Origin of the sequence: Pseudomonas sp. COR18 (assembly GCF_048568395.1) — a bacterium.
Lineage (GTDB): Bacteria > Pseudomonadota > Gammaproteobacteria > Pseudomonadales > Pseudomonadaceae > Aquipseudomonas > Aquipseudomonas fuscovaginae_B.
This window is the reverse complement of the sequence record NZ_CP183808.1, coordinates 97,688-108,730: the sequence shown is the minus strand read 5'-3', so window position 1 is coordinate 108,730 and position 11,043 is coordinate 97,688. Positions and strand designations below refer to the sequence as shown.

Sequence of the window (11,043 nt, the reverse complement as noted above, 5' to 3'; positions counted from 1 at the left end):
GAGCCCTCCCCATGAGCGTTACGGCGAAGCAACGGTGTGTGGTGGCCTACGGCAGTGTCGGGGCCGGGGAGCATGAGGAACAGACCAACCTGGCGCTGGCGCGCTGGTTGGCACAGATTCTCGGCTGGTCATTCACCGACATCAGGTCGCAGGACCGCGAGTCGGCGCAGGCGCTGTATTTTGTTCCTGCCCACACCCTGGTCGGTGAGGAGCGGGTCGAATTGGGCATCAGTGGTGCGGAGGACCTGCTGGGTGGCTATGTGCAACACGCTTTCATGGCCACCAAGGCGATTTCCCACCCGTTACTTTCCCGAACGCGCTGGCAGCCGCAGGGGTGGAATCCCCAATTCGCGGAGCGGGTGCGGGCCGTGGTGCTGGCGGGCCTGACGGTGTTCGATCGGGACGATGCCCGGCACGCGGCTATTGAGGCGCTGCGCTCAGGGCCCTTGCGGGTCAAGCAGGTGCAGGCGTGCGGCGGGTCCGGCCAGGCGGTGTTGCACGACAGCACCGATCTGGCGCAGTGGTTGAGTGGTCTTGATGAGCCCACCTGTGCCCAGGGTATCGTCCTGGAGGAAAACCTTGAACAGGCCGTGACCCACAGCGTGGGACAGACCCTGATCGACGGTTTGCTGATGACCTATCACGGCCACCAGCACCAGGTACTGAACCGGCACGGTGAGTCGGTGTACGCCGGCTCCGACCTGTTGCTGGTACGTGGCGACTACGTCGATCTGCTGGCGCGGGACCTGGAGCCGCAAGTGCGCAAGGCCATCGAGTATGCGCGCGTTTATGACACTGCCGCCGCGCTGAGCTTTCCGGGCTTCTTTGCTTCGCGTCGCAACTATGACGTGCTGCAGGGCATGGGCAGGGAGGGAGAATCGAAGTTCGGCGTGCTTGAGCAGTCCTGGCGGGTGGGCGGCGCGACGGGGGCCGAACTGGCAGCGTTGCAGGTGTTTCGTGAGCGCCCGGCGGTGAAGGCCGTTCGTGCTTCCACCCATGAGGCCCATGCCGAATGCCCGCTGCCTGAGTCGGCACGGGTGCTGTATCGCGGCCCTGATGGCCGGGGTGATTTCATTCTCAAGTATGCACAGGTCGATGACCATGATTGCTAACAGCGAACCGGTGTGGATCAACGTCGAGGAAGACTCCATCGCGGGCAATTTTCTGAGCCCCCGATCCAAGGTCCCCGGCGTGTTGTTCGTGCACGGTTGGGGAGGGAGCCAGGAGCGTGACCTCAAGCGTGCCCGGGGGATCGCCGGCCTGGGCTGTATCTGCCTGACCTTCGATCTGCGCGGGCATGGCGCAGAGGACAGCCGACAGGCGCAGGTCACGCGTGAAGACAACCTGCGTGACCTGTTGGCCGCGTATGACCGGTTGCTGGCGCATCCCGCCCTGGACACCTCATCGATCGCGGTGGTGGGCACCAGCTATGGTGGCTACCTGGCGACGATTCTCAGCCAACTGCGCAAGGTGCGCTGGCTGGCCCTGCGGGTACCTGCCATTTATCGTGATGAAAACTGGCACATGGCCAAACGCCAACTCGATCGCAGGGATCTGATGCAGTACCGGGCGAGTCACATCCAGGCGACTGAAAACCGCGCCCTGAGAGCGTGTGCGGCGTTTCGGGGAGACGTTCTGATTGTCGAGTCGGAGCATGATGAGCATGTGCCCCATGCCACGATCATGAGCTACCGGGCTGCGTTTCAACAGACCCATTCGCTCACCCACCGCATCATTGATGACGCCGACCACAGCTTGAGTACCGAGGTCGCGCAGGATGCCTATACCTCCATTCTGATCGATTGGATCACCGAAATGGTGGTGGGTGAGCGATTGAGTATCTCTAGCCTATAGGATCGGTTTGCCGCCGGTGACGCCATAGCGTGACCCCGAGACATAGCTGGACTCGTCAGAGGCCAGCAGCACGTAGAGCGGCGCGACTTCCACGGGTTGGCCGGGCCGCCCGAGGGGCGTCTGTTGACCGAAGTTCCTGACCTCTTCAGGTGGCATGGTGGCCACGATCAGGGGTGTCCATATCGGACCGGGCGCCACGCTGTTGACACGAATGCCTTTGGGACCGAGCAGTTGCGCCAACCCGGCAGTGAAGTTGGCAATCGCGCCCTTCGTGGTGGCATAGGGCAGCAGGGTCGGCTTGGGCGCATCGGAGTTGATCGAGCTGGTATTGATGATCGAGCTGCCGCTGGCCATGTGGGGCAGGGCCGCCTTGCAGAGGCGGAAGATCGCCGTGATGTTGATGTCGAAGGTTCGCACCCACTCCTCGTCGGCAATGTCCTCCAGGGTCTCGTGGGTCATCTGGTAGGCGGCATTGTTGACCAGCACGTCGATGCGCCCGAATGTCTCGACGGTTTTGGCCACCAGTTCGCTGCATTGCTCTTTCTGCGCTATATCGCCGGGCAACAACAGGCATTGGCGACCGGCCTGTTCGACCCAGCGCGCGGTTTCCCGGGCATCTTCATGTTCATCCAGGTAGGCCACGGCGACATCGGCGCCTTCGCGCGCAAAGGCAATCGCCACGGCGCGGCCGATGCCGCTGTCGGCGCCGGTAATCAAGGCAATCTTGCCTTGCAGGCGGCCGGAGCCCCGGTAGCTTTGCTCCCCGCAATCGGGGTAGGGATCCATGGCTTTCTGCGAGCCGGGAGTGGATTGGGGTTGGGACGGAAAGGGAGGGCGAGGATAGGTTTTCATACGTGCGTCTCCATCAGAATCAGGGATGGGCAGTTCAGCGATGGGGCGTTCAGTGGCGACTCATGCGAAGTTGCCTGGATTGAGTTGTCCGGTAGGGGCCAATGCGATACCGCTGGGACATCTGACTGTTCCCGACTGTATCGCCTGACGCCGAATGACCTGCCAGGGAGGTCGTCAGGCGGCCACGAGCGCCTGCGCAATGGCCTGGTTGAAATCGTCCAGGTCGCCGGGGTTGCGTGAGGTGATCAGCGTCCAGCCATTGGCCTGGCATTGCGTGACCGAGGCATCGATCCATTCAGCCTTGGCATTGACCAGGTCTGTCCGCACGCTGGGGTAGGAGGTGAGCGTTTTGCCTGCGATTACGCCGGCGTCAATCAATGTCCAGGGCCCGTGGCAGATGGCGGCAACGACCTTGCCTGCCTGGACAAAGTCGTTGATCAGACGAAGGGCCTCGCCATCCTGGCGTAGCGTATCGGCGTTGACGGTACCGCCGGGAATCAGCAGCGCATCGAAGCCGCCGCCGTTCAGATCCGCCAATCGAGCGTCGGATTCGACCTGCCTGTCCTTGTCGGTATCGTGCAGGAAGGTCTGGGTCGCACCGCCTTCGCTGGACCCATGGGTGACCGTCGCACCCAGCTCACGCAGGGTCTGCAACGGTCTTAACAGTTCATCTCTTTCGATACCGGTGTTTGAGGTGATGATGAGTATGTGCTTGCTCTGGAGTGGTGAGTTCATGAGTGAAAGTTCTCCGGTTTAAATAAGGGGGGCTTCAGTTGGCGCTCTACCTCCTGTCTGACCTCATGGGCAATGCCGTAGGCCGGTGATTCATGCGCGGTGGCCACCTTCGGGCGGTGGCCTCGATCGGGCTCAAGCGATATCCCGGTCCACCAGTTGCAGATGCTCGATGGCTTCTCTGGCCTGACTCTGCGCCTTGGCCTTCAGCGTCTGGTAATGGCTGAAGGTTTCCGCATCGAGGTCGGGGCGCTCCAGCAGTTCATAGGCGGCATGCTGAAGGGCATAGGCCCTGTCGAACAGTCGCCGGTTCTGTTCGAGCGCGAACCGTTTGCAGGCTTCGAGTGGGGCGTGATGAGGTTGGATTTGCATGGGTTCCTCCTGATTGAAAATGAGCGGTGGCTGCTGGCAGAACGGCTGCCATACAAGGTCCGACTTCGACCGGGCGCAGGGATTGCAAATAAAAGCATTGGAAAAGCTGTGGCGTTGCGCCGTTAACACAGCAGGAAAGTCGAACGGTCAAAGGGAAGCTCCGCCAGGTCGGGTAGCGTCTGCCGGCGAACCATCAGGCCTGACCCTTCACCTCTTGCGTTTGGGCAGTACGCTGCTCACCACCTGTTTGGCGGTCTGCAAGAGGATGCCTGCTTCATCGGGATCGCCCTGGGCCAGGGTCGAGGCCATTTTTCTGGCCTGCTCGAGCGTGATATGCGCCGGCAGCGGTGGCACGTTGGGGTCGGTCTTGAACTCGATGACCACCGGGCAGTCGGCGGCCAGGGCCTGCTCCCAGGCCGCAGCGACGTCCTCTTCGCGCTCGACGAAGATGCCCTTGAGGCCGATGGAGATCGCAAACAGGTGGTAGGGCACGTCCGGAATGCCCTGCGAGGCTTCGAACTTGGGATCGCCTTCCATCACGCGCTGTTCCCAGGTCACCTGGTTCAGGTCTTCATTGTTGAAGATGGCGCAGATCCAGCGGGGGCTTTCCCACTGCCGCCAATACTTGGCCACGGTAATCAGTTCGGCCATGTTGTTCATCTGCATGGCGCCGTCGCCGACCAGCGCCACCACGGTGCGCCGAGGGTGGGCGAACTTGGCGGCAATGGCGTAAGGCACCGCAGCCCCCATCGAGGCCAGGCCGCCGGACAGCGAGCACTGCATGCCCTGGCGGATCTGCAGGTCGCGGGCAAACCAGTTGGCGCAGGAGCCCGAGTCGCTGGTGACGATTGCGTGGTCGGGAAGACGGGGCGAGAGTTCGAACACTACCCGTTGCGGGTTGATCGGATCGGCCTTGACCAGGGCGCGTTTTTCCAGGGTTCTGTCCCAACTGGCGCGCCAGCTTTCGACCTTCTTGCGCCACTGGCGGCGAGTCTTGTGTTCAAGCAATGGCAGCAGTGCCTGCAAGGTCTGGCTGGCATCGCCCTGCAGATTGACCTCCATCGGATACCGCAGGCTGAGCATGCCGGGCCGCAGGTCGATCTGCACCGCACGCGCCTGGCCTTCCCTGGGCAGGAACTCGGCATAGGGAAACCCGGAACCGATCATCAGCAGGGTGTCGCACTCGTTCATCAGCTTGTAGCTGGGCTCGGTGCCCAGCAGGCCAATGCAGCCGGTGACCCAGGGCAGGTCATCAGGCAGGGCTGCCTTGCCCAGTAGCGCCTTGGCAACGCCGGCTCCGAGCTTCTCGGCCACGGCGATGACCTCTTCGGTGGCCTGCAACGCGCCGGCCCCGACCAGGATCGCCACCTTGTTCCCGGCGTTCAGGACCTCGGCCGCGCGTTGCAGGTCCTGCGCATGAGGGATCACCCGCGGGGCACTGTAGCCTGAGCCGGAATGCGCGGTGCCATGGGCGCGACCTGGCTCCTCGTATTCGAGGTCCTGAAGATCGTTGGGCAGAATCAAGGCTGTGACGCGTCGCTCACCGATGGCGATCCGCAGTGCCCGGTCGACCAGGTGGCGAACCTGCGAAGGGGCTGAGGCCTGCTGGACGAAGGCGGCCGCGACGTCCTTGAACATCGACACCAGATCCAATTCCTGCTGGTAATGGCTGCCCAGCGCCGTGCGTGCCTGCTGTCCAACGATCGCCAGTACGGGCATATGATCCATCTGCGCATCGTAGAGGCCCGTCAGCAGGTGTGAAGCGCCCGGACCTGAGGTGGCGATACACACCCCGGGTTCGCCGGTGAATTTGGCGTGGGCCGTGGCCATGAAGGCGGCCATTTCCTCGTGCCGGGCCTGAATGAACTCGATCTTGCCCTGGCTGCGGTTGAGGGCACCGAAGACACCGTTGATGCCGTCGCCCGGATAGCCATAGAGGCGTCGGACACCCCATTGATACAAGCGTTGCACCAGAAAATCGCCTACGGTCATGGTCATTGAACACCTCACTGTTCTCCAAAAGGGCATCGTGAAGGGGCTTTCACCCTGGCCACCGGCTCACGCCACGGATCATTGACGGGGCGCTGGGCTGACGGCGCCCGAACGCGGTGGCCTGCAACGGCTGCGGATCAGCCGCAGCTGTCGCCAGCGTCTTCAGGGGTTAGCTGAAACTCATTCTTGGCTTGCTCCCAGGCCTTGCGGGCTTGCGCGTACCTGGCCGCGGCCTGCTCCTTGGCGAGGCGAAATTTCTCCAGTGTGTCCGAGGTGACGACACCGTCGCTGAGCAGGTCGTAGGCTTCGTCATCCAACCGGGCCGCCTCCCTGAATAGGCGGTTGCTGCGTTCGGTTGCCGCGAGCCAACGGTTTTGGGTGGTCTTTTTGTTATTCGCTACTCGGTTCATCGCAGTCCTCCTTTTTCTGGCTTGTCTTTCAAATGAAGGGAATCAACCCGGCTATCTGTCGCAACAGGCGGTCAGTCGGGTGGCGGCGGGATATAGGGTTTTGGAACAAAGGGCGCTTCGCCGGAGCGCCACCATTTCACGTTCTCGACGCCATAGCGTTCGGCGAGCGGTTTACTGATCCGTTTGACGCGCTCTCGGGCGAATCGGGGAATACGGCCTATGCCCGCATCACAACAGGCCCAATGCCAAGCCTCGGCGTTATTCATTGTGGGTGCCCTGATGATGAAAGACTTCTGCTCGCCGTGAAGAAAGTATTCGATGATGAAAAGTTGATTGTTCATTTTCCCTCCTTGTTGTTTGAGTTGGTCGGGCAGGCGAGGCAGGAGGTTCAAATTATTTGGGGGTTTAATTGAATGGCGTGATATCAATTAGCCTCTGGGTTTTTATTTAAACGGGTGTATGGTTTGTTGTTCGGATTAATGTTGTACAGATATTTTTTTCTTGTACATGCTTTGTATAGGTTTTTAAATGATTAGCGTCATTTCATAAGGCGTGGTTGGATCGTCGTGAAACAAGCGGGGGATGGGAGGAACTAACCGGGAACTTGGCGGGTTGAGTCGGTTCGCCGCGAATCGCTGAATAACATCGGATATCGAGGATGGAAGGGCGTTCTTGCTCTTTCGGGTGCGGTTATTTGCCTGAGGTATCTGAATGAGGGGGTGTACACAAGTTGTGGTTAACCCATTATTCAGCGCGCCCTCCATCTGGAAGAGTGCGACCGTCGCCGCACTCGTTTGACGTTTACAGGGGGTTTTTGCTGCGAGTGAGTCCAGACCCCAGGTCCGCACCGGTGAGAGGGTTGGCTGCCGGGTCCGACTGGGTTCGAATTTTCATGGCTTCAAGCACATCCTCGTCGGCAGCGGGCAGGTCCACGCTGGCGCTCCCGTCCCCACCATCGAGCGCCGGTTGAGGATTGTCGACGTACTCGAAATCCTCGTCATTGTTCCATGGGCCGCGCAGGTCAGGCTCGCCCTTGGACATGCTGAAATAGGTATTGGCGAACTCAGGCATACCCGGCAGCTTGCCTTGGGGGAAGTTGGGTTGAATGGCGTGCAGGGCTTTCTCGAACGACTTCTGGTGAGCAATTTCCCGGGTCATCAGGAAACCGAGCGCCTCCTTGATACCGGGGTCGTCGACCACGTTCATCAACCGCTCGTAGACGATCTTGGCGCGGGCTTCGGCAGCAATGTTGGAGCGAAGGTCGGCGGTGGGTTCCGTCATGGAGTCGACGTAGGCCGCCGTCCAGGGCACGCCGGCGGAATTCACCAGTGGGGCTCCGGCCCCGTAGAGCAGGCTGGTGATGTGTGAATCATTGCCGGCCCCGTTGATGGATCGATACAGCTCGCCTTCTGCCTGGACGCCCTCTGCCATCTGGCCCTTGGCGCCCCGGTTGAGCATGACAATAATCGAGCCGACGATCTCCAGATGGCTCAGTTCTTCTGTGGCAATGTCCATCAGCAGGTCCTTGCGGCCTGGATCCTCTTCGGCCAGTGCCTGGGTGAAGTACCGGGCGGCGGCGGCGAGCTCGCCATTGGCACCGCCAAACTGCTCAAGCAGCAGGTTGGCAAGGCCCGGGTTGGGTTGCGCGACGCGTACGGTGTATTGAAGGCGCTTATTGTGTAAAAACATGCTGAATCTCCTCGGGCGCATCGGTCTGTCTGGGTCGCACAAGGCATCACGGCCGTTCAGGTGATGGGCCCTTCAATATCAGGATGAAAGAGGGGTTGGCGAGAGGGTGACCAGGCCCCGATGTCCCTGAGGCCTGGTCCGGGTTACACGTACTCAGGATTTCTGCCCACCGGAGTGGCTATGTTGGCCACCTTTTTTCCCCGCTTCTGAAGCCTTTTCACGGTCTTCGGCAAAGTTGCCGCCGCGACCGCCGTTAGACTCGTTGTCCTGGGCGTCGCTGGCATGCCGGCCCCCGCCGTGACTGTGCTCACCGCCTTTGCGACCGGCTTCGGCGGCTCGTTCCGGATCATTGGCGAAGTTGCCTCCCGATACCTGGCCTCCCTTGCGGCCTGCTTCAGAGGCTTTTTCACGGTCATTGGCAAAGTTTCCAGGATTGGTGTTTTCAGTATTAGCCATTTTATCTCACCTCATGATTGTTAAAGTACGAGCCGTTGGCCCGTTTAATGTTGAGGGGAGAAAACGCTCAAGGTTTTTTTATTCTTTTATAGGGGCGACGGATGGATGTTTATTGAAGGTTCAACTTGTTTTGAGTTTATTCGATGGTCAGTCGATAAATCGTCTCGCTAAATAAAGCCTCTGTGGGGGCGCGTCGACTGCTCGTGCGCAGCCTCAGGTTGAGAATGATTGAAGGTCGATTGTCAGGGCTGGCAAGTAACGGGCGATAGTGGGGTGATCAAGTGCCCGGGAGCGTGACTCAATGTGCCAGCATCTTGATATGGATGCTTTCCATGATCCCCAGATGGTGAAACTCATTGATCTCCATGCCCACGAAGGCGGACCCCAGCAGGAACGTCAGCCCAAGCCAACGAATCACTTGTCCGGCGGCACCTCGGTTCAGGGCGAGCATCGCGTAGCCGTAGGTAATGCTGCTCAGCAACAGCAACAGGGTTTCTCCCAGGACATAAGGCAGCTCGAAGATGTCGACCGTCGAAGGTCCACCGGCGACGTTGTCGCGCAGGACGGCGTAACTGGCGAACAGCGTCGCGAACAGAATGCAGTCGGTCATCAGGTAGACCCAGAAGCCGAACACCTTCAGGGAGCCCGCGTCTTCATGGCCCTGTTCGTGGTTATGGGCGATAGCTTGATTCAATACCGTGTGAGTCATGATGACGCCTCCGTCAGATGCTGAAGCCGCGTTTTCTCGATCACGGCGACTTCCTGCGCGGGTATGAAATGGTCGGTGTGCTCGTCATGACTGCGAACAATCAGGGCCACACCGGCGGCGACCAGTCCCAGCACTGCCAGCCACCAGATGTGCCAGACCAGGGCAAAACCGCATAGGAAGGTGAAGAGACTGATCAGCAGGCCGGCCGAGGTGTTGCTGGGCATGTGGATCTGCCGGTAGTCGGTGTGGGTGAGGGTGCTGATGCCACGCTCCTTCATTCCCCAATAGGCATCCAGGTCATCCACTACCGGTTGTTGAGCGAAGTTGTAGACCGGGGGCGGGGAGGCTGTCGCCCATTCCAGGGTGCGCCCGTCCCAGGGGTCTCCGGTCTTGTCCCGATTCTTGTCGCGATCGCGAATGCTCACCCACAGTTGCACGGCCTGGCACGTCACTCCACAGAGAATGATCGCCACGCCGATCAACTCCAGCATCAGCCATGGGCGCCACTCGGGGTTGTTGAAGTGATTCAGGCGTCGGGTCATGCCCATGAAACCCAACACGTAGGACGGCATGAAGGCGAAGTAGAAGCCGATCAGCCAACACCAGAAGGCGGTCTTTCCCCACTTGTCGTTCAGACGGAAGCCGAAGGCCTTGGGGAACCAGTAGGTCAGTCCCGCCATGTAGCCGAACACCGCACCGCCAATGATGACGTTGTGAAAGTGCGCGATCAGAAACAGGCTGTTGTGCAGCAGAAAGTCCGCCCCCGGCACCGCGAGCAGCACACCGGTCATGCCACCGATGCTGAACGTCACGATAAAGCCCAGCGTCCAGAGCATGGGGGTTTCGAAGCGGACCCGGCCTTTGTACAGGGTGAACAGCCAGGTGAAGATCTTCACCCCGGTCGGCACGGCGATGATCATCGTCATGATGCCGAAAAACGCGTTGACGTTGCCGCCGGCACCCATGGTGAAGAAATGATGGAGCCAGACGATGAACGACAGGATCGTGATGGCGATGGTTGCCCATACCAACGAGGCATAGCCAAACAGGCGCTTACGACTGAACGTGGCGGCAATTTCCGAAAAGATGCCAAATGCCGGCAGGATCAGGATGTACACCTCCGGGTGTCCCCAGGCCCAGATGAGGTTGACGTACATCATCGGGTTGCCGCCGGCTTCATTGGTAAAGAAGTGCATGTCCAGGTAGCGGTCCATGGTCAGCATGAACAGCGTGGCGGTGAGGATGGGAAAGGCGGCCAGGATCAGAATGGAGGTACACAGCACCGTCCAGGTGAAGATCGGCATCTTGAACAGGGTCATGCCCTGGGTCCGCATCTTCAGGATGGTCACGAAGAAGTTGACCCCGGTGAGCAGCGTACCGATGCCGGAGATCTGCAACGACCAGATATAGTAGTCGACCCCAACGCCGGGGCTGTAGGCGAGCCCTGAAAGAGGCGGGTAGGCCACCCAGCCGGTACGGGCGAACTCGCCGACCCCCAATGACACGTTGACCAGCACGGCTCCGACCACGAACAGCCAGAAGCTCAAGGCATTGAGGAAAGGGAAGGCGACATCGCGGGCGCCGATCTGCAGCGGCACGACGACGTTCATGAGCCCCACCACGAACGGCATGGCCATGAAGAAGATCATGATCACGCCATGGGCGGTGAAGATCTGATCGTAGTGGTCCGGGGGCAGGTAGCCGGCTCCCCCACCGGCGGCCATGGCCTGCTGTGTCCGCATCATGATGGCGTCGGAGAAACCGCGCAGCAGCATGACCAGCGCCGCGATGATGTACATGCAGCCGATCTTCTTATGGTCCACGCTCGTGAGCCATTCGCGCCACAGGTAGCCCCAGTACCGCTTATGGGTCACCCAGGCGAGCAGGGTGACGCCGATCAGCGCCACCACCGCCAGGGTGTACATGATGATCGGCTCATCGGTGGGGATGGCGTCCCAGGTCAATTTTCCGAACATG

Annotated in this window: 11 protein-coding genes and 1 pseudogene; 2 read left to right on the top strand and 10 right to left on the bottom strand. The window is 60.4% G+C overall.

Going from position 1 to position 11,043, the window contains the following annotated elements; translation table 11 throughout:
- Positions 1–11 precede the first annotated feature (11 nt).
- Positions 12–1,112, top strand: coding sequence for a DUF3182 family protein (locus ACM62G_RS00475; RefSeq protein ID WP_273823385.1), 1,101 nt, complete (start codon positions 12–14; stop codon positions 1,110–1,112).
- On the top strand, positions 1,102–1,854 hold the full coding sequence (locus ACM62G_RS00470) for an alpha/beta hydrolase family protein (protein WP_054056931.1): 753 nt from the start codon (positions 1,102–1,104) through the stop codon (positions 1,852–1,854). The genes ACM62G_RS00475 and ACM62G_RS00470 overlap by 11 nt, the downstream gene beginning before the upstream one ends.
- Here the strand turns inward: ACM62G_RS00470 and ACM62G_RS00465 are convergent.
- The 10 genes and pseudogenes from ACM62G_RS00465 to cyoB all read right to left on the bottom strand — a co-directional run bounded on the left by ACM62G_RS00465 (position 1,849) and on the right by cyoB (position 11,042).
- Positions 1,849–2,706, bottom strand: coding sequence for an SDR family oxidoreductase (locus ACM62G_RS00465; RefSeq protein WP_273823386.1), 858 nt, complete (start codon positions 2,704–2,706; stop codon positions 1,849–1,851). The two genes, ACM62G_RS00470 and ACM62G_RS00465, sit on opposite strands and share 6 nt — an antisense overlap.
- 174 nt (positions 2,707–2,880) lie before the next feature.
- Positions 2,881–3,441, bottom strand: coding sequence for a type 1 glutamine amidotransferase domain-containing protein (locus tag ACM62G_RS00460; RefSeq protein ID WP_419736469.1), 561 nt, complete (start codon positions 3,439–3,441; stop codon positions 2,881–2,883).
- Between the two features lie 132 nt (positions 3,442–3,573).
- Positions 3,574–3,810: a hypothetical protein gene (locus ACM62G_RS00455; RefSeq protein ID WP_419736468.1), complete on the bottom strand. Its 237-nt coding sequence runs from the start codon at positions 3,808–3,810 to the stop codon at positions 3,574–3,576.
- A 207-nt stretch (positions 3,811–4,017) separates the two neighbouring features.
- Entirely contained in the window at positions 4,018–5,808 is a 1,791-nt protein-coding gene (locus ACM62G_RS00450; protein WP_419736467.1) for a thiamine pyrophosphate-requiring protein, read from the bottom strand.
- A 131-nt stretch (positions 5,809–5,939) separates the two neighbouring features.
- A complete protein-coding gene (locus ACM62G_RS00445; protein ID WP_054056908.1) occupies positions 5,940–6,212 on the bottom strand; it encodes a hypothetical protein in 273 nt (90 codons plus the stop codon).
- A gap of 71 nt (positions 6,213–6,283) precedes the next feature.
- Positions 6,284–6,553 carry a DUF6555 family protein gene (locus tag ACM62G_RS00440; protein WP_054056907.1) on the bottom strand — a complete coding sequence of 90 codons (270 nt, stop codon included), beginning with the start codon at positions 6,551–6,553 and terminating at the stop codon, positions 6,284–6,286.
- Between the two features lie 460 nt (positions 6,554–7,013).
- On the bottom strand, positions 7,014–7,901 hold the full coding sequence (locus tag ACM62G_RS00435) for a manganese catalase family protein (protein WP_416772818.1): 888 nt from the start codon (positions 7,899–7,901) through the stop codon (positions 7,014–7,016).
- 153 nt (positions 7,902–8,054) lie between these two features.
- Positions 8,055–8,357, bottom strand: a complete 303-nt coding sequence (locus ACM62G_RS00430; RefSeq protein ID WP_081005884.1) for a general stress protein — start codon at positions 8,355–8,357, stop codon at positions 8,055–8,057.
- Between the two features lie 340 nt (positions 8,358–8,697).
- Positions 8,698–9,066, bottom strand: a pseudogene (locus ACM62G_RS00425) (cytochrome o ubiquinol oxidase subunit III); the annotation flags it as partial.
- Positions 9,063–11,042: a cytochrome o ubiquinol oxidase subunit I gene (gene cyoB / locus ACM62G_RS00420; RefSeq protein ID WP_419736466.1), complete on the bottom strand. Its 1,980-nt coding sequence runs from the start codon at positions 11,040–11,042 to the stop codon at positions 9,063–9,065. The pseudogene ACM62G_RS00425 and the gene cyoB, both read right to left, overlap by 4 nt.
- Position 11,043: the final 1 nt, after the last annotated feature.